This is a genomic window from Spiroplasma endosymbiont of Halictus nicosiae (assembly GCF_978018445.1).
Genome location: NZ_OZ389573.1, coordinates 268,232 through 287,025 on the forward strand (window position 1 = coordinate 268,232; position 18,794 = coordinate 287,025).

General features: G+C 23.7%; 28 protein-coding genes. 16 read left to right on the top strand and 12 right to left on the bottom strand.

All coding sequences use genetic code 4. The features are described from left to right. Window positions 1–757: 757 nt before the first annotated feature. The 14 genes from ACZ91P_RS01945 to ACZ91P_RS02010 all read left to right on the top strand — a co-directional run bounded on the left by ACZ91P_RS01945 (window position 758) and on the right by ACZ91P_RS02010 (window position 5,762). On the top strand, window positions 758–988 hold the full coding sequence (locus tag ACZ91P_RS01945) for a recombinase RecT (RefSeq protein WP_465157741.1): 231 nt from the start codon (window positions 758–760) through the stop codon (window positions 986–988). A 93-nt stretch (window positions 989–1,081) separates the two neighbouring features. Then, window positions 1,082–1,288 (top strand): hypothetical protein, encoded by a 207-nt coding sequence (locus tag ACZ91P_RS01950; protein WP_465157740.1) that lies wholly within the window; start codon window positions 1,082–1,084, stop codon window positions 1,286–1,288. A gap of 859 nt (window positions 1,289–2,147) precedes the next feature. After that, complete coding sequence (locus tag ACZ91P_RS01955; protein ID WP_465157739.1) at window positions 2,148–2,282, top strand: hypothetical protein; 135 nt, start codon at window positions 2,148–2,150, stop codon at window positions 2,280–2,282. 9 nt (window positions 2,283–2,291) lie between these two features. Beyond that, complete coding sequence (locus ACZ91P_RS01960) at window positions 2,292–2,432, top strand: hypothetical protein (RefSeq protein ID WP_338988871.1); 141 nt, start codon at window positions 2,292–2,294, stop codon at window positions 2,430–2,432. 9 nt (window positions 2,433–2,441) lie between these two features. Then, window positions 2,442–2,600: a hypothetical protein gene (locus ACZ91P_RS01965; protein ID WP_465155746.1), complete on the top strand. Its 159-nt coding sequence runs from the start codon at window positions 2,442–2,444 to the stop codon at window positions 2,598–2,600. A 13-nt stretch (window positions 2,601–2,613) separates the two neighbouring features. After that, the gene (locus ACZ91P_RS01970) at window positions 2,614–2,868 is read left to right on the top strand and encodes a hypothetical protein (protein WP_465155631.1); all 255 of its coding nucleotides are present in this window, start codon (window positions 2,614–2,616) and stop codon (window positions 2,866–2,868) included. Window positions 2,869–3,045: 177 nt separating this feature from the next. Continuing rightward, complete coding sequence (locus ACZ91P_RS01975; RefSeq protein WP_465157771.1) at window positions 3,046–3,183, top strand: hypothetical protein; 138 nt, start codon at window positions 3,046–3,048, stop codon at window positions 3,181–3,183. A 2-nt stretch (window positions 3,184–3,185) separates the two neighbouring features. Further along, window positions 3,186–3,602 carry a single-stranded DNA-binding protein gene (locus tag ACZ91P_RS01980; RefSeq protein WP_465157772.1) on the top strand — a complete coding sequence of 139 codons (417 nt, stop codon included), beginning with the start codon at window positions 3,186–3,188 and terminating at the stop codon, window positions 3,600–3,602. After that, a complete protein-coding gene (locus ACZ91P_RS01985) occupies window positions 3,593–4,246 on the top strand; it encodes a hypothetical protein (protein ID WP_465157773.1) in 654 nt (217 codons plus the stop codon). The genes ACZ91P_RS01980 and ACZ91P_RS01985 overlap by 10 nt, the downstream gene beginning before the upstream one ends. Further along, window positions 4,230–4,766 (top strand): ERF family protein, encoded by a 537-nt coding sequence (locus ACZ91P_RS01990; protein ID WP_465157774.1) that lies wholly within the window; start codon window positions 4,230–4,232, stop codon window positions 4,764–4,766. The genes ACZ91P_RS01985 and ACZ91P_RS01990 overlap by 17 nt, the downstream gene beginning before the upstream one ends. After that, window positions 4,712–4,897, top strand: a complete 186-nt coding sequence (locus ACZ91P_RS01995; RefSeq protein ID WP_348736449.1) for a hypothetical protein — start codon at window positions 4,712–4,714, stop codon at window positions 4,895–4,897. The genes ACZ91P_RS01990 and ACZ91P_RS01995 overlap by 55 nt, the downstream gene beginning before the upstream one ends. Beyond that, window positions 4,897–5,358: a hypothetical protein gene (locus tag ACZ91P_RS02000; protein ID WP_465157775.1), complete on the top strand. Its 462-nt coding sequence runs from the start codon at window positions 4,897–4,899 to the stop codon at window positions 5,356–5,358. The genes ACZ91P_RS01995 and ACZ91P_RS02000 overlap by 1 nt, the downstream gene beginning before the upstream one ends. 4 nt (window positions 5,359–5,362) lie before the next feature. Next, complete coding sequence (locus ACZ91P_RS02005) at window positions 5,363–5,551, top strand: hypothetical protein (RefSeq protein ID WP_465157776.1); 189 nt, start codon at window positions 5,363–5,365, stop codon at window positions 5,549–5,551. Next, window positions 5,544–5,762: a hypothetical protein gene (locus ACZ91P_RS02010; RefSeq protein WP_465157777.1), complete on the top strand. Its 219-nt coding sequence runs from the start codon at window positions 5,544–5,546 to the stop codon at window positions 5,760–5,762. The genes ACZ91P_RS02005 and ACZ91P_RS02010 overlap by 8 nt, the downstream gene beginning before the upstream one ends. Here ACZ91P_RS02010 and ACZ91P_RS02015 read toward each other — a convergent pair. The 7 genes from ACZ91P_RS02015 to ACZ91P_RS02045 form a co-directional block, all read right to left on the bottom strand. Beyond that, entirely contained in the window at window positions 5,737–5,973 is a 237-nt protein-coding gene (locus tag ACZ91P_RS02015; RefSeq protein ID WP_465157778.1) for a hypothetical protein, read from the bottom strand. The genes ACZ91P_RS02010 and ACZ91P_RS02015 overlap by 26 nt on opposite strands. Window positions 5,974–6,008: 35 nt before the next feature. Then, window positions 6,009–6,356 carry a hypothetical protein gene (locus ACZ91P_RS02020; RefSeq protein WP_465157779.1) on the bottom strand — a complete coding sequence of 116 codons (348 nt, stop codon included), beginning with the start codon at window positions 6,354–6,356 and terminating at the stop codon, window positions 6,009–6,011. Between the two features lie 322 nt (window positions 6,357–6,678). After that, window positions 6,679–7,131: a hypothetical protein gene (locus tag ACZ91P_RS02025; RefSeq protein ID WP_465157780.1), complete on the bottom strand. Its 453-nt coding sequence runs from the start codon at window positions 7,129–7,131 to the stop codon at window positions 6,679–6,681. Further along, window positions 7,094–7,627 (bottom strand): glutathione S-transferase family protein, encoded by a 534-nt coding sequence (locus ACZ91P_RS02030; RefSeq protein ID WP_465157781.1) that lies wholly within the window; start codon window positions 7,625–7,627, stop codon window positions 7,094–7,096. Before ACZ91P_RS02030 ends, ACZ91P_RS02025 begins: the two co-directional genes overlap by 38 nt. Beyond that, window positions 7,617–8,555 carry a hypothetical protein gene (locus tag ACZ91P_RS02035; protein WP_465157783.1) on the bottom strand — a complete coding sequence of 313 codons (939 nt, stop codon included), beginning with the start codon at window positions 8,553–8,555 and terminating at the stop codon, window positions 7,617–7,619. Before ACZ91P_RS02035 ends, ACZ91P_RS02030 begins: the two co-directional genes overlap by 11 nt. 6 nt (window positions 8,556–8,561) lie before the next feature. After that, window positions 8,562–9,662 (bottom strand): hypothetical protein, encoded by a 1,101-nt coding sequence (locus tag ACZ91P_RS02040; RefSeq protein WP_465157785.1) that lies wholly within the window; start codon window positions 9,660–9,662, stop codon window positions 8,562–8,564. A gap of 17 nt (window positions 9,663–9,679) precedes the next feature. Next, window positions 9,680–10,141 (bottom strand): hypothetical protein, encoded by a 462-nt coding sequence (locus tag ACZ91P_RS02045; RefSeq protein ID WP_465157786.1) that lies wholly within the window; start codon window positions 10,139–10,141, stop codon window positions 9,680–9,682. Window positions 10,142–10,395: 254 nt separating this feature from the next. On the opposite strand from ACZ91P_RS02045, the gene ACZ91P_RS02050 reads away from it, so the two are divergent. Beyond that, entirely contained in the window at window positions 10,396–11,313 is a 918-nt protein-coding gene (locus ACZ91P_RS02050; protein ID WP_465157787.1) for a hypothetical protein, read from the top strand. A gap of 7 nt (window positions 11,314–11,320) precedes the next feature. Beyond that, window positions 11,321–11,830 (top strand): lipoprotein, encoded by a 510-nt coding sequence (locus ACZ91P_RS02055; RefSeq protein WP_465157788.1) that lies wholly within the window; start codon window positions 11,321–11,323, stop codon window positions 11,828–11,830. Between the two features lie 29 nt (window positions 11,831–11,859). On the opposite strand, the gene ACZ91P_RS02060 is transcribed toward ACZ91P_RS02055, so the two are convergent. The 5 genes from ACZ91P_RS02060 to ACZ91P_RS02080 are packed head-to-tail and all read right to left on the bottom strand — an operon-like array spanning window position 11,860 to window position 18,598. Beyond that, on the bottom strand, window positions 11,860–15,081 hold the full coding sequence (locus ACZ91P_RS02060; RefSeq protein WP_465157789.1) for a hypothetical protein: 3,222 nt from the start codon (window positions 15,079–15,081) through the stop codon (window positions 11,860–11,862). 3 nt (window positions 15,082–15,084) lie between these two features. Beyond that, on the bottom strand, window positions 15,085–16,476 hold the full coding sequence (locus ACZ91P_RS02065; RefSeq protein ID WP_465157790.1) for a hypothetical protein: 1,392 nt from the start codon (window positions 16,474–16,476) through the stop codon (window positions 15,085–15,087). Continuing rightward, the gene (locus tag ACZ91P_RS02070) at window positions 16,469–16,774 is read right to left on the bottom strand and encodes a hypothetical protein (protein WP_465155665.1); all 306 of its coding nucleotides are present in this window, start codon (window positions 16,772–16,774) and stop codon (window positions 16,469–16,471) included. Before ACZ91P_RS02070 ends, ACZ91P_RS02065 begins: the two co-directional genes overlap by 8 nt. Further along, a complete protein-coding gene (locus tag ACZ91P_RS02075) occupies window positions 16,747–18,207 on the bottom strand; it encodes a PBSX family phage terminase large subunit (RefSeq protein ID WP_465155762.1) in 1,461 nt (486 codons plus the stop codon). The genes ACZ91P_RS02070 and ACZ91P_RS02075 overlap by 28 nt, the downstream gene beginning before the upstream one ends. Then, window positions 18,200–18,598: a hypothetical protein gene (locus ACZ91P_RS02080; RefSeq protein ID WP_465155764.1), complete on the bottom strand. Its 399-nt coding sequence runs from the start codon at window positions 18,596–18,598 to the stop codon at window positions 18,200–18,202. Before ACZ91P_RS02080 ends, ACZ91P_RS02075 begins: the two co-directional genes overlap by 8 nt. Window positions 18,599–18,794: the final 196 nt, after the last annotated feature.

Consider the following 18,794-nt stretch of genomic DNA (forward strand, 5'->3'; position numbering starts at 1 on the left):
ATTAATAAATGGAGAATATAAATCACAATCATTAAAAGATTTAAAATTAGTAGTTTCAAAAATTGATTATATTTTTAGAGAACCATTAAAATTAATAAAAAATTTTAAAGATGAATTAAATTTTATTAGAAAAAATATTTTGAATTTAGAAAAAAAATATTAAAAGTAATCATGATTCTTTTAAAAATAGTGTTATTAATATTCAATTTCAAAAACAAAATGAAATTATTGAAAATCATAAAAAAGAACAATTTTTAGAAATTAAAAGTGTAGCAAAACAAGAGCAAGAATTAAAAATTATTACTAGTAATTTTCGTAAAGAAAAATTATTAGTTAAAGATATTGAAATAATTGGAATTGATGATGATTTTGTAGAAAATGCTAATCAATATGAATTAAAACAACTAATTAAATATTTAATTGTTGATGAAAAGTTAGTTAAAAACATAATTAAAGCACAATGAGATATAAATACAGAAAATAAAGTAATTGGTATTAAAGGAATAAATATTCAAATTAAAGGAGTGAAATAAAATGGCAAATATAGTAGAATTTTTAATAACAGATGTAGCAAATGATTAAATTAAAAGTAAATTTTCAAATGAAAATGAAATTGTAAGATTTAAAAGTAATTTGATAGCAATAACAAATAGTAATGAATTGTTACAAAAAGCAGATCCAAAAACAATTATGACTGCTTGTTATCGAAAATCATTTTATAAAATATTCTAAAACTTATGCTAAAAATAAAAAGTTTATGATTGCTACTACTTTTGATGAAATGGCATTAAAAACAGTATTAAAATCATTATTAAGAAAATGAGGTATTATGTCAGTTGAATTACAACAAGCATATAAATCAGATCAAGCAGTTATTATAACTAATGATGAAAAGATTTATATTGATAATGATAGTAATATCGCTAAAAATCAGGGGGATATGAGCCATGAACCATTATCAAATAATATAAATATTTACCCCATGTAATGATGAAATAGCGTACACAAACGATAATGTAGTTAAAGAAGAAGATATCTCTAATGTAGTACCAGCAGTTAACAATGATGAGGATGTATACGCATGATAAAAATAGGTATTGACCCTTCTGGATCTGGTACTACGGCTATTGTTGTTTTTGAAAATAATATCTTATTAGATAAACAAGAGTTTATAAATAAAAATTGAAAAAAACATTCTAAATTTATTATAAATTATTTAAAAAATGTAAATTGTAAATGCAAATGTAGCACTTTATTGAAAAAGAATAAAGTGCTTTTTATTTTGTAAAAAATACTTATATTTATTGGATTAATCGTTAGATAGTATCTTTTACACTTAATAAAATATGTTTTTTCAGAAAAATCCATCCTTTCTTTTCTTAAAAAATTTTGAATAATTGTTTTATTTAGTTGTTAATTAATTGTTAAATATAATTACTAAAAAATATATTTAATAAACAAAAAATTAAAAAAGATAATGAGATAAAAAAATAAAGATACTATCTAACGATTAATCCAAAATTCAATCTTTAAAACTTAATATTTTTTGATGCTTAAAGATGGATAACTCATCTATGGCACGAAGCCTTAAAGAAAGTGTGAAAGCGATTGGATTTACTACTCCTATTTATTTCTTTAATTCTCGGCAAGATTAATCACTTGCGAAATGTCAGAGCATGTGTTTTTTGGCTTGTTTTCATAAAAAGAGTGTTGCTAAACCGAAAAAAACAATATCGAACACTAAAAAAACAAGAGGGTTGGAACTCCAAAAGGTTATTTTCTTTATATAAAGTTGTGTAGGGATGGATGAAGTGTAATTAACAACTGGATAAACTGTTTTTTGTTTATTTCCGTATGGGGGGATAAACTCTATCAAAATATCCTATCCGCCCCCGCTCACCTTCAAAGTGAAGCGGGCGGCGAAGTAATTAAATACTAAAATAAATTATTTACTAAATATCAAAATATTAACCAATAAAAGAATATTATGTTTTTTTACAGAAAGGAAAATATTTGATGAAAAAATGAAATAAAAAAATTAAAAATAAATTACAAGAATTAATGATAAGAGCTTATCTGGTAACAATAAATGATATTAATGATGAAATTTGAGCAACAAATAAAAAGAATTAAGGAGTATAGATAAAATGACAAAATATAAAAGTTTGTATATTAATAAAACTTGAAATGAAATAACAACATCTTTTGATTGAGTTAATTGTCAACCTATTAATTGTCGTATTTCACATCATAAAAAGCATTATGATTTGCAATGTTTATAATGAGCAAAAATGTACTTAAATTTATTTAAAGATAAATGAGATGTTATTGCTTCTTATATGCAATATTACAAAATTAACGATATTTTAGATTTAGCTTCTGATGGTTGAAAAATATTACAAATTGACCAAAAAATCAAAGGAATAATTTAGGAGGTTTATATGAAAAAGTTAAATAAAATTTGTCTTAAAAAAAGATATTGAGGTTATTGCTTTAAATGTAATCAAGAAAATAAATTAAATGAATTAATGCTTAAAAGTTATTCAGTATCATTTGAAGATATGACTGATGAACATTGAGCATTAGGAAAACAAAATTAGGAGGAAATAAAAAATGATATGTAATAAAGCATTAAAAATTACCAATAAAGATATTATTTATGCACAAATTGATAGTGATTATTCAGATAATTTAGAGTTAAATTTATATCTTAAATTTGGTGATGAGGAACGACATGTGGGTAATATTTCATTGCCAACAAATTTTGACTTAAATTGCAAATGATATGAAATTGATGAAGTTAAAAGTTTAATTAGTGATTATTTAGCAGATGAAGAAGCAGATTATGAGGTGATAAATTATGAATAAAAGATATTTATTAATATCAAAAATGGAATTTGTATTAGGTAATTTTAATAATGTAACTTCACAGTTATTTTATACATTAGAAGAAGCAAAAATTACTGCTAATATTGACAATAAAAAAGGATGATTAACAACAATTATTGATTTAGAAGATAAAAAAATGACAAGGATGTGAATAATATGTGAAAAGATGAAGATAACAATGTTTATACCGAAGATGATTTACTTAATATGGCATTAGAAGAATGTCATTCAGAAGAAAGTGCTTATGATTATATCGATAATTTAATTAATGAAATGGAATTGGAGGAAATTTAATAATGAATAAATTTATTGGAATTGGTAGAATAACAAAAGATATTGAAATTAAAAAAACAAGTAATGGAAAAGAATATGTCATATTTCAATTAGCAATAACTCGGCCATATTCTACTCAAAAAGAAACTGATTTTATACCTTGTCAAGTTTGAAATAAACAAGCAATTACTTTACAAAAATATTGTCAAAAAGGTAGTCAAATAGCAATTACTGGTGTTTTACAATCTTTTAAAGATAAGGATAATAAAATACATTGAATAGTTCAAGTATCTAATTATGAATTTTTACATACAAATAATGATTTAAAAAAATCTGATAAACCACAAGAAAAAATAGAATTTAATTCATCTGAGACAAAAGAATTATTTAATAATGATAATAAAAATATTGGTAATGATGAAACAATTTTATGAGATTAGATTTAAAACCTTTATATATTTTTAATGATGAATTACATAAGTATAGTATTTTAATACCTAGTGTAAGTAAAATTGTTAATATTTTAGTGCCAAAAGATTTTTCACAAATTGATGAGAATATTTTAAAATTAGCACAAAATCGTGGAATATGTTTACATAATATGATTGATGTTTGAATAAAAAATAATTTTGATGATGAATTAATTGAATTTATTGATTGTGAAATAAAATCACATCGTGAATTATTTAAAAATTTTACAAAACTATATCAAGAAACTTTTAAAGATATTAAATTTAAATATTATGAAACTGAAAAAACACTTTATAGTCCTTTAATGTGTGGGACAACTGATTTTATTGGAATAACAACTGATAATGAATATATAATATGTGATTGAAAAATTACTAGTTCTAATGAGAAAACAGATATTGAACGCTATATTTGACAATTAAAACTTTATTATTTATTAGAAAAAGACTTTTGTATAGATAATAAAAAAATATTAATGATAATTATAAATCCAAAATTAAAAATAGTAATTAAAGAAAAAGTTGATATTACTAAACAAAATTTAGAACAAATTAAAGAAGCAATTTTAATATGACAAGAAAGAGAGGAATGAGAAAATGCCACAAAAAACTAAAAAAACATTAATAGCAAGTATTGGTGAAATACAACACGATTTATCATTATATTTAGAAAAAAACCAAACAATGCAAATGAATGGTAGAACAATTTATAACTATTTTGGTGAAGCACAAGTATTAGAATTAGTTAAAAAAGAATTTAAAAAGCATCATATTACATATATTTGAAGTTATGTAAAAGATACTTTAAAAATAATTAATGATATACCATATTTTGAAATGGAATTAACTTTATGTAAAGAAACAGAAGAAATTAAAACTTATTGACCTTTTACAGGGAAAAATACTGACCCCGCTAAAAGTATTGGGTCAGCATTAACTTATGGAGTTAAATATGTTTTAAGCAAACTATTAGGTTTACCAACCGAAGAATTAGACCCCGATAATAGTGAAGTAAGTAAAATTAATTCTAAACAAGAAAAAAACAAACAGAAATTATTAACAATTCAAATCCAAATTGAATGAGTGAACAGCATTTCAATAATATTAAAAATTTTATTACAAATACAAAAATAGAACAAGATATTATTTCAAAAGGTAAAAATTGATTAAAAGAAGAATTAAATGTTGAAAAATTATCACCAGTTCTGATTAGAAAACAAAGCGAAGATTTTTATTATCAATTTAAAGAAAGATTTTTAAGATAATGATAAAAATAGATATTGACCCATCAGGAACTGGTACTACAGCTATTACTATTTTTGAAGATAATAAATTAATTAATAAATCTGAATATAAAAATAATAACTGAATTACACAAACCAATATTATTTTAGATGTTTTAAGACCCGATGCAATTATTAATATTGAAGATTGTTTATATACATCTGCTAATGCGAGTAAAGATAGAGATAATTTATTAAAAGTAATTGGAGCAGTTAAATACAATACAAAAAAAGTAAGTAATATTAATTGAACATTGCCAAAATATACTAAATCAATTGTTAAAAATATAGAAAATTTAAGTAAATATAATGATAATTGTTTATGATCGTTTGATAAAGATGTTAATTTAACTTATAAATATGGTAAAGGTTGGTTTTATAATAATGAAAAAATAAGTAATCATTTACGAGATGCCATTATTATTGCTAATTATGAGGGTTAATATTATGAAACATTCATATAATCAAAAAACAGGAAAATATTATTCTAAATTAATTCGTAATGTTAATATTTACTTAAATAAAAATGAAGAAAAAATTTGAAATGAATTTAATGACTTTACTTATTTGCAACGAATAGAATATCTGATTAATTTTTATATAAAACACAATAAAGGCGATGATAAACATGAATAAGTATATTTTATGTTATCGTTCAGAACAAGGTAATCGCCCTTGTAAAACTCTACTTGGTGAATATATAACTGGTAAAGATATTGAAGATGTAAATATTAATTCAATCTGAGACTGAGAATATTTAATTAATAAATATGGTGAAAAGAATTTAATTATATTAAAAAATAACCTTAATTGGTTATTTTTTAAATACTATTTGTTAGTTGTCTAATAGCATCTTTTTGTTCTTGTTTTTTGTTGTTTACTTTAACTTGTTTTTTAACATTTTTAATTTGACCTGTTTTTAATGCTAATTCTGTTGCATATTCAGGTCCTCGTAAATGTTTTTCATGAGAAATAACAGCAGTTCTTAATTCTCTAATTTCTGCTTTATATTTTTTAATTTTTTTAGCAGATAATCCTAGAATACCAAGACTACCCATTCCACCAGCACCCGCTAAAACAAGTAAAGCAATTACTAATTCATTACCATATCAACTTTTGGTTTACTACTAGCAACAAATATACCTTGAATTCCGTGTGTAAATAAAGGTGTTAGTAAAATAGCAATTCCATTACCTCAATATTGACCATAATTATATCAATTAATTTCATATTTAATGCCATTAATCATCCCATATTCTAACCAACCATTAATTAATAAAAATAATATTGTATAAAAACTAACTATTCAACTACGAATTTTATATTTTCTTTCTCATTCTCTAATATCTTTATGAGTTCAATTATAAGTCGGAATAGGGTCTTTTTTAAATCAATTTCAAGGCAACGCACCTTTTAATCAAGTTGTTTTATCTTGTTTCATTAATTAAACTCCTTTCTAACTTACTTTTTTTCTTTCAACATGTAATGCCATTAATTTATTTTCAGAACTTATTTCGCCATTTTTTTAAGTTTTATACTATTAAAGGCAGCAAATAAATTAAATTCATAATGATTTTTATATGTTTCAAACATAATATTAATAATATCTCCGTCATTTTGATTAACACCAATTCATAGTTTATATATATATTTTGTAGAATCATAATTTCTAATTTGATATTTTTTGTCAGAAAAAGATACAAAATCACTAGTATTAACAACTTCTCAATCATTGCCACCACTAATATGTATATCACCACTACCTAATAATGAATTACCATTAATGAATTACCATTAATAGTTTTAATATTTGTACCACTTATTAATTTATCTTGTTTATTTGTTAAAAAATTAACAATGGAATTTGCATCATAATAATTATTTTTTAAATCTTTTGATGTTTTTACAATATATTTACCATCAACTTTTTCAATATAATCTTTATTTAAATCACTATCTTTAATAACATCTGATGGAATTTCACCACCTTGTTTTGATTTTCAAACACCATTTTCTTCATAAATAGTATCATTATCAAATGGAACAATAATTTTAATATATTCGTTATAATCAATTTTAGAAAAGTCATTAATAGTGGGATAACTTACATTTATAGAGTTATCTGTTTGTAATCGTTCTTTTAATCAAAATAATAATGTTGGATAAAAAGTTTTTTTACTAAATATGTTTATATTCTTCTTCTCATGAATGAGCATAATTATCTAAATTATAATTATAAGGTCTAGATACTGTTTTACTAGATATAATATCAATTATTTCACCCGCTAATTTTAAAGCATTTTTAACATCACGAGTAATATTTTCATTTGCTTCAGGGTCATTAGTTTGTGAATAAGCAACACCACCTTGTAAAAATGAAGCACTACCAGTTAAATCATTAACTCCTTTGGGTAAATATCAATTTATAACTGCTAATAAACAAGCAGATTGAATATAACTTAATCATTTATCATATTCAATTAAACCAGTATTATCTTTTTTTACTCATGGAAATAAATCTTTTTTATTAATTTTATCGGAAATTGTCCCACCTGATAATCTATCCATTCATAAACTAGTTTTTAAAATAGCATTATAAATTAAATTATCATTATAAGCAGATTGTTTTCTATAATTAATAGGTTGTCAAAGTTTACTTTCTTTAACATCTTCAACTGTTATAAATAACAAATTATTTAAATTATTTTCCATATAAAACACCTCTTAATTGATTACGATATTTATTTTTTAAATTACTTGGCTTATAACTATTGATTTTTCTTTGTACTTTTTTAATTTTTTGAATAGTTTGATTAGTTTTGTAAAACATATTTTTAACTGGTGTTTTATATAAATTCTTAATATTTTTAACATCACTTCGGCGTTCACGATACCATTTTTTATTATTAATTTCACCAGCAAAATTAAAATTAAAATGTCCAATTTTTAAATTATTAATAAACTTTTTAATTTGTTGTAATTTTTGAACTGTTGGTAATGTTAATTTAGTAGTTCCTTTGGGATATTTTTCTTTTAATGCTTGTGGTAATCGTTTTTTAATATAATCTCTTAAATTACTAGGTAATCATTTTCTTAATCAATAACGCCAAAATAAAGATTCTGCATTAGATACAGCATTACTTAATAATTTTCAAATTTCAACTGGAACACCAGGATAAACATATGGACCATAAAATTTCGGATGTTTTGCTGTTTTTGTATATATTAAAATAGTTAAATTACCTGTTAAAGTTAACTTATTTGTAATATTAAACATACCACTATCAAGTCAACTACTATTTAAAGGTTGTCAATTAGTATTTAAATAATTTTCATTTTTAAATTGTTCTCTATTTTTAATATTATTATCTTTTTCTAATTGACTTAATATTTGTTGTATTTCTTTTTTATGACCTTTTTTAATTAAATCTAAATAAGTAAATGGATTTAATCACTGATAAATATCTTCAACTTTATTTGTAATTTTATTATATTTATCACTAATATAATTAATTGGCTTTAATATTTTATTTTTAACTTGATTAACTCTATTAATTAAATTTACAAATTTACTTATTAAAGGTTTATTTTCTAAATTAGATACTAATAAAGTTAAAACGCGTAATATTAGTAAATTCATTTTATATTAACCTTGATTATTTGGTTTTGATTCTGGTTTTGATGCTGAAATTAGATAATCAATTGGAACTCTAAAAGTTTTATTTAGATTACTTTTAGCGGCAGTAATTTCATCTTGGCTTGGTTGTTTTTCCAAAATGATTTTACATGTTTTTGGATATAAAATAGTTGGTGTTGCATATTGTACTTTACCAATTCATTTAGGATTAGCAGTATCATTATCTAAAACTTGTTGAATAGTATCCATATTAATTGAATATGCTCATACTTGTTTATTAATAATTAAACCATTTACATTAGTAAAATTATAACCTTTATCACGATTAACTTGTCCTTTTGTATATATTTTTTCTAAATGAAAACTTTTAGACACAGGAATACCCATTGCAGTATTTTCATATAATTCACCATTAACCATTGCTTTTAATTGAGCTTGTGAACCAATTACTTTTAAATAAGCAGGTGTTAATCCTAAATATGCTCTTCGTCCAAAAACCATAAACATTTTATCTGTTGGTAAACCAAAATATAAATTACTAATTTGATTTGTTAATTCAATCAAAGTTTCATTTAATGTAAAGAATGCTTTATTTGCATCATCTGCATTTTCGGCTGTATAACTACGAAATGGAATTACTTCATATTGACCATCTGCTAAACAATAATCATAAATAGCCTGAATTAATTCACATTCTAAATTAACAAATTTATTTTGCACAACACTAGAAATAGAATCAGCAATAACGCCATTTTTAATATTTTGTTCTATTAATGCTAAGTCAAAAGCTTCATTCATTAATTTTAAATTAAATCTTTTATCAATAGGTACTAGAATTTTTGTTAATCCCATTGTTTGAGTTGTCCCACCATTTGGCAATGAATAATCATCTTGTCATACCACACGATGAGTTAAATTATATAGTGCTTGACCAGCATTAGGTAATCAAGCAACTTGTTCTGCGGTTGCAGTAGCATACTGCATAATACTTGCATATTCATTATATAAAGGTCCACGCAATAAAGCATTAACCATATCAACATACGCTTTTTGATCTGTTGTATTACCTTGTAATGTAAAAGGTACTTGTGGCAAGTTAATTGTTGCCATAATATTTCACTCCCTTATTATCTAAGGTTTTTAAGTGTATAATTAGTTAATTTTTTAATTTCATCAGGAGTATATGTTCCTTTTTCTTTAATAGTTTCAATTTCATCATTTTTATTTTCAACTGATTTTTCAATCATATCTTTAATAAAATTAGTTGGTGAAACTGATGGTTGATCTTCAACAAATAAATCAGGTTTTAATTCTTTTAAAGTTTGCATTTTTTCAGTTAAAGAATTACCACTAACTTTATCTAAATTACTTTTAATATCTTCAATTTTAGTTGATGGAACATCTTTAAATGTTTTTAATTCATCTAATTCATTAGATAATTTAATAAAATCTTCTTTTGATATAACATCTTCGCGTTTTTGCACACTTTCTCTAATTTGCTTTGCTTCATTATTAAACTGATTTAAGATATTTTCAGCAATCTCTTCACTTAAACCTTGTTCTATTAATTGTTCTTTTGTAAGTGCCATTTTATAAACCTCTCTTTTTTTATTCTTGTCCGATTAAACTAATACAATACTTTTTATATATTATATAAATAAATAAACTAAACTTAATATATTTCATTGCTAATTTAGCCTTTAAAATGCGTAATAATGTGTATTTAACAAGATAAAATTATTAAAATAATTTCCAATTTTGCTTGTATATATATATATATATATATATAATGAGACTAAATCTTGATAAAAAGTTTCAAGATTAAAAAAGGAGAAAAACAAGTATGAAAAAATTACTTAGTTTATTAAGCGTATTAACAATTAATGGAACTACTGTACCAATAACAATTGCCGCTAGTCCTTATCAAAAAGAAGAAACTAAATTAGAAAATAATGAAATTAGTTATTTACAAACAAATAATTTAAAAAATTTAAATAGAGTTAAAAGACATGAAATAACATATCCAATATTAGAAGATGTGTTAATTGATTTAAGAAAAACTACCATGAAAAAACCAATGCAATTTCAAATAGCTAATTCATGATGTGTTATTGCAATTTTAAAAAATATATTTGATAATAATATTCTTAATAATAAAGATCTTAAAGAAATGGAACAAGAAGAAATTACAAGTTTTTTTTCAGACAGCATAAATGATAATGGTGTTTCGTTATCAAATGTAATTGAATTATTTAACACAAACCCGATAATTAAGGAAAGTTTGGGATATAATTTAAAGGAAATTGATTTAACTCGATTATTTTGAAATAGATTAAATGATATAGAAAAAAGAATGTGGATAAGACATTTAATATGGGAATCTCTTTCTAGACAAGTCCCTGTTATTATTGGTGGTTTTTTTGAATTAGAATATTATGGCCAAATATTTAATAACGCTTCTCATTCTGCATTAATTGTTGGAATCAAGCCAAATAAAGAAAATATACTTGAAGATACTTATTATGTTAGAGATCCATGAAGAGACAGTGAAGGTGAATTTATTCTAGATCAAACTACAGAAATTTCAATGACGGGGGAACAAATTTTTAATATTTTATTTAATCAAATAGAAAATGGTAGCGTATTAATACATGAAGATGTTTTTCAATTATTTTGTGAAAAAGCTATTAGTATTTTTTCATCAATTTGAGAAATAACAGAACCAGAATTAATGGCAGCTATAGGCTATAGTATAATATAATTAAAATATGAAAAAAATATTAAGTCTTTTGGGAACAATTACTTTAATTGGAACAAGTACAACAAGTTTAGTTGCTTGTAATACACCACAAGAATATACACCCGAAGAATTAGCAAAATTAAAAAAAGAAAACCAAATAAATACAACTAATGAAACTATTAAAAACAATTTAGAATGAATAGCATCACAAGAAAAACCATTTAATAATATTGATAATAAATGATATTATGTAGTGTGGCGTGGTAATAAAAATAATAATTGAAGAATTATTAAATTTTTAAATTATTCAGATAATGAAAAAAAAATAGATAATTATGCTAAATATAGTCTTATTTTTAAACCGTCACGATTTCGTTATTATACTTTATTAATTAAATACGGAATTATTAATACAAATAATACTTTATATGCTGATGATGGTTCATATTTTAAATCAGTTTATCGTTGAAATTTAACCGATAATGTACCTGCCTTAATTATTGATGATAAAGGTAATGTAAAAGTTAATGGAGAATAGAAAAAGAGATTTTACATCTCTTTTTATTTTTATATTGGTTTTATTGTAATTTTAACTGGATTATCACTTTTATTTCTAATACCTAAAACATTAGGATTATTAACATCTAATACAATATCTTTATCATTACCAAAACTTAAATAACTATCTGCCCCTAAAATTAATTCTGCATAAATTAATTTTGTAAATCTAATTTTTAATTTCATATCATTAGTATAATATGCTTGTAATTCTGTTTTTTTAATTTCATCTTTATCACTATTAAATAATTTTGTTGATTTAAGTGTAAAAGAAATTCTAATAGTTAATTCATTTTTTGATATATATTTGTTAAAATAATCATCATAACTTGGTAATCCATTAGTATATGCAGTAGAAAATGTTTGAATATTATTTACTCTGATATTATCAGTATATAAAGTTATTGTATTATCAAAATTAACTTTATCGGTTTGTGAATGACCACTTTCTAGTAATTTTATACTAGACAATGGATTTTTATTAGTACATCCAGAAACTCCACCAAAAGTAATATTAATATTTCTATTAGGAATAAAATTTCCTATATTTGGTGGCCCACATTCAACTTGTAAATTATCTAGATTACTTATTTCAATCGTTTTATAAGAATCTTGGAATTTACTGATACTTTGAATTATTGGATCGATTTGTTTTAAATCTATTTCAGTTTCATAATAAGCAGAATTAAATTCATTATAGAACAAATTAACATCAGAGTATAATGTAGTGTTAACTTTTCTACATTGTGCTGGTGCTGTAATTTTGGTTTTTAATGCTTGTACTGTATTAGCATCTCAAATATCTTTTGTATACTCTGGATAATTATATGGGACTGGTGGTAAGACATATTGCGGGTAATTAAATGTTGGTATTTCATAGTCATGTGGTAATAAAAAACTAGTTTTATAATTAGTTGTCATATCTCTTAAATAATTATTTATTACACTTTTTGTTTTACCTCTAAAACTCCACACTGATAAGCGTAAATAATCTTCTTCATTATTAGTATATGGGTTATCTGCATAAAAGATAATTTCAAAATTACCTTTATATAATGCTTGTATTGAAAACATATCAATTATATAACTACAATTTGTACCATCAGGTGTTTGTAAGAATTTGCAATCATTATCTTTTTCACTATCACTAACTGATGTTTGAGCATCTACTGCTCTTACTAATTCATTAATTAAATAAATACGATTAGTTTTAGGGTTTAATTGTTTTAAATTATAAGTTGAATAAGTTATTCGTTCTGTTGGTTTACCATCTTTTTCAAAAACATTGCCTTGTATTTTATCAGTTAATAAAGTAGTAAAACTAAAACTAGTAGCATTAGCACCAATCATAGCACCAATTTTATCATTTCCTTGTTCTCTAAATATTTCAAATGGTAAATAACCTTTACCAGCAGACTTATCACCTCAAAAGGCATCATTATAAAAACTATAAACATTAGCACTCATAAAGCCATTAAGTCATGGGAAATTAGGTCATTTATCATCTTGGGTAATTGTTAAATTACCAATTCAGTCCCAAGGAATACCAAACGAAACAAAGTTTAAAAACTTTCCAATAGCAGGTATCGTAAAAGGATTAAATACTAATTTTTGCGTATAGTTTAAAGGTAATACTGTAATTTGGCGATTAATAAAATTATTCATATTTAAAATATCTCAAACATTACATTTACCCATTTTATTATATTCAATTTGAACATTACCAACTGTATTACCGAATTCATCTTTTCTTCTAAAATATGATGAGGCTTGGGTACTAATAATATTATTAATAGTTCCACTATTTACTTTTACTTTATCTGGTGGAGTAATCATTCAATTTTTAGACCAATAAGGCTTAGAATTTTTGTCTTCTTCCTTAATAGTTGTTCCAACAGTCGGATTGGTTGCTGTTGAACTTGCTTTATCTGTTATTATCATACCCTCATTATTTTTTTCAATTCAAAAATCAGACATTGATTGAATATGTTCTTTTCAATCTTTATATCCAGTAATAATAGTTGGTTGTATTCCTTGAATGTTATATCAACTTACTTCGGGTGAAGCATAAGTATTTATTTTATCAGGTGGTGCAGGAAACATGTTATACATTAATAAATCACGAGAATTCATTACTTTTTTATTAAATTCACCTTTAATAATTGGTCGCCCAATAACAGGCATATCAAAAAAGATAGGATTACCATAAAATTTAACTGCCATTGCTCTAACACCTGGGTCTTTTAATAAAATCTCATCTAATTCAACAATACCTTTATTTAGTTTTTCATCATAAGTTATTTTAGGAAAACAATAACCTTCACCTGGGGCACTTGTTTGAATAAATTGTCGTACTGATAAACCACTATTATTAATTTTGTCATTAATACTTGAAAAAGTAATTTCTTGTCATAAGAAATCACCATCTTCTACGGAATAATAATTAATAACATTTGATGGATATAATCATTGTCTATCTTGGGGTGCAGAATTAATATCACCACCACCAATATTTAAACCACGGTCATTAAATACAGTATAAAAATTATAATAATCATTAATATTTAATTTAGTAATATCTTCATCTAAAATTAATAAAGTATATTGTCGTTCTGTTGATTGTTGAGTAAATACTTGTTCAAATTTAGCATCACCAAATTTAATAGAACTTACATCATCAACCATATAAGCATCTCAATATTTACCAACTTTTACCTCTTTTGTATAAAAGTTATCGGCTTTATTATCATTATTCATAAAATAACTTAATTTATATTGATTTAAGTATTCTAACATTCTATTAATATCATAAATATTTTCACCATCAATTAATTTTCAATAAACATTATTATTTTCATCTTTTAATTTTATAGCAAAAGGTGTTTCATTATTGGCTCATATAGTTGAGTTAATTGGTTGATTTTTAAAATCATCAATCGTTAAAATATTAATTTCTTCACCTTTATATTTTTGGACTATTTTTAAACTACCTTGTCATTGAGCAATCGTACTTTCCATATTATCAAATATTCGTGAATAACTACCATAATCACTTGGTTTAGCATTATTAGGTTTTCAACCTGTTTCAGTATCAGGAATATATGAACTATAAACATTAAAAGGAAATACCATTCAATGTCTATGTTCTTTTATACTTTCTCTTATATCTATTGCAGTATCACCTGCTCCTGTTCTTAATCATTGCATAGCTGCTGGACTAATTTTTTGCATTTGTTAATTCTCCTTTATTTCTGTTTTACCTTGTACGGCATTTTGATTATTACCAGTTTCATCATATTCCATTAATTTATTATTATGTTTTATCTCTTTGGTATGCCTTTTATCTCAGTATTTTTCAATTTTTTCATAATATTTGATTGCTTCTAATTCATCAACATTATCATATTCAGTTATCGCTCTTATTGGCTCCATTGTTCAATTATCTAATCTAGTAGTAATTAATTCATTTTGTCGCATTTGGTCTACTAAACTAGCACTAACAAAATCAAAACCATACGGGCGTTCACCAACACCATCTCATAAACCATAATATTTTAAAACAGCATCAAACATCTTAGTATAATATTGTTTACGATATACTTGTAAATATGCTTGTTTTTCTAAGTCTTTTGTTTTTTTTATTAATGATTGGGTTTTATTTTCTTCACTATCTGAGGCATCACCAAAAGGACTAGAAAAATTACATGCTATATATACTTGTTCAATAATTTCTTTTTGGTCTTGTGTATATGTTTCTAAGGTTGGTGTCCCTTGTACTACTTGTAAAGATTGAGATAATTGACCATCTACTGTTGATGAACTTGATTGAACAAAAATATCATCGAATACATCTTGCAGTACTTTTTTATTACCTTTGTTATAAGCAGTCATTAAATCATCACTTAGTATTCCATATCAATGTGTACGATTTGCATATCTTTCTTTTGATTTAATATTAAAGTTATCTTCTAAATCAAATTGTAATTTATAACAATTTGCCATTGTAGGTCATGGGTTTAATGTAGTTGATGTTGATAAAAATAAAGGATTAGGTTCATTTATCATTTCTCAAAAAGGTACTATACCTAATTTATTTTTAAATTCTTGTACTAAAACAGGTTTAACATCATCTTTAATTTGTGTTTTACTTTGCCCAACAATTACTTCATTATTTTTAGGTCAACCTTTAATAACTATTTTATCTTTGGTACAAATTAAATTTAAAATAAAACCACTATCTGATTGATGATAATTTAATCAAATATCGGCACCTTGTTCTAATTCATTTATTTTACTTACGCGTGATGTAAAGTTAAAAGGATTAATTCATAAATCAATATTGCTATCACTAGTTTCTAATAAACCAAAGATAGTTTTACCCATTAAACTTGCTGTTAATTCATTTTTATCTAATTTTTCTTTTATTTTATAAGTTTCATATCATCAATTTAATTTTTTTAAAATATCTTTACGATGAGATTTAAATAAAATATCTTTACCATTTACTAATCGCATTTGATGGCGAGCAATAATATTGGCCAAATTAATTGTTCAATCATAATTATAAAATTTTAAAACACTATTAATATCATTTAAGTTTGGTAAACTAGGGAAAGTATTATGCATTGTTATTTTGCTCCTTTAATTTTAAGATAAGTGCATAATTAATAATATTTACTGTTAATAAATTTGGTTCATTTGCCAAAACTTGAACACATACTTTAACTTTTCGATATTTTTTAATATATTCATTATATAAATTTAATTTACATATTGCGATATTATCTTTTTTTAATTCTTGACAAAGTCTTTTTTTAACTTGTCCACAAACAGACATATAAGGTCTTTTTGCATTTATTACACGCTCATCATGTATTACATAAATATCTTTTTTCATTAATTTATTCACTCCCTTTGTTGTCATAATTTATAATCTGCTGAACTATTATGCTTAACCATTGGTATTAATTTAAAATGTAAAGCATAAAAATCACTATCAAATGTATCATCATATAAGTCTAATACTTTTTCTTCTCTTGCTTCAGGCTTATCTTCTCATTGTATTAATTCATATTGGGTTTTACTTACAGGACATTTTTCTCATAATCATTTTAATTGATTAGTATTTATTAACATTGTGAATGCCTCTACACGATGTCTTACTTTAAATTTTTGTTTTTGTGCTGGTTTAAATGTCATATATTGACCAAAAGAATAATTATATTTTTCTCGGTTTAAACTTTGCAATGTTGAATAAGCACTATCATCAACATTAATTGATATTCCTTGTTGTATTAAATTAAAGTATTGATTTAATTGATTGTTATAAAAATCTAAAATATCTTTAACTTGTTCTAATTCAGTTTTAAATTGTTGTGTAGCATTTGAATGAGTATATTCAGCAACTTTATAGGCTTTTTTATCAAATGAGTTATATATTCAAAAACTAGCCGCTGTTGTATGTCCTTTAGGACTAGTAGCATTAGCAATATCAACACCACCTAATAATTTAGTTGGTTGAATAATATCTGTTGCTTTCATAATATCAATATATCTTGCAAAGATTGATCCACTAGTATTGCCAGGAAGTCCTCAACTCCATACTCTTGCTCTTTCAATATCTAATTGTTCTAATCTTAATTGTTCATTAACTTTATCTTGTGGTAATTCATAATTTAATCTTCAACTAGAATAATGAATAATAATTTTCATATTTCATTTTTCAATATACTTAATTTGCTCATATTTACTACGCATTATTTCTTCATTAAAAGGTAATAATTCATTACAATAACCAACAATATATCTTTTTAAACTTTCAGGATTACATGTATTAATTGTTATTTTATTTTGATAACCACGAATAGCAAATTCTAAATCACTTAAATCTTTTTGTTGAAATTGGTCACATTCTTCTCGTCAATCAATAACTAATTTATATTTATTCAAATCAGCAAAGGCTTTTAATTTTTCTTTCCGACTTGGTGAATGCAATCCTTTACAATATATTTTGCTCCCATTTGATAAAGTAAAAGTAAAATTTGATAAATTAATAGTATAAGGTATATTATTTTCATCTAACATATTTCAGATATTTTGAAATACACTATCTTTTAAATCTTTACTCCAATACATACTAGCAATGATACAAATTGGTTCTTTAATTAATAAACTAATTTTTAATAATTCACCAAACATTTTAATATTTGATATAGTTTTACCACTATATCGCGTCCCAATTTGATTAATTTCATTAACTAATTCATATTTCTTAGCAAATGGATATTTATTACCAATACTACTATTTTGTAACAACCAATAAGGCGTTTCTAACAAATAAGTAAAATGATTAAGCATTATTATCACTTTCTTTTTTAATATCTCTAATATCCGTTTGTAAATTAACTATTATTGGTTCTTGATTATTTAAGTTTAATTCTTGTTCCAACTGTTTTTCTTGCAGTGAATATTTATAATTAAATGCTCGTTGTCAATATAATTTAGCACCATCAGGTGATTTCATCATAAAATTAATTATTTCACTTTCAATTCTATCAACTTGTTTTTCAAGCAAAGGAACTATCTTTTCGCTCGCATAAGTATCATATCTTCACTTGCGAGAAAGATTGAATTCATTGGTTAAATCATTCAAAGTATATGGTTTATTAGGTGATTTATTTTCTCAAAATTGTTCTATTTTACGATAAAAAGTTGCCAAACTTGCTGTTTTTGGATTAAATTCTTTCATTTTTTACTCCTTTTTGCATATTAAAATTGCTATTATTTAAACAATATGATTAAATAAAAGAGTAATAAACTGTATTAAAATGTATAAAAGAACTTTCACAAGTTCTTTTTTTATTATCTATATTTTACATTAAAATAAAAAAAAGTAAAGTAATTTACTTTTTTCAGTTAAATTAATTTGCTAATAATTAACAAAT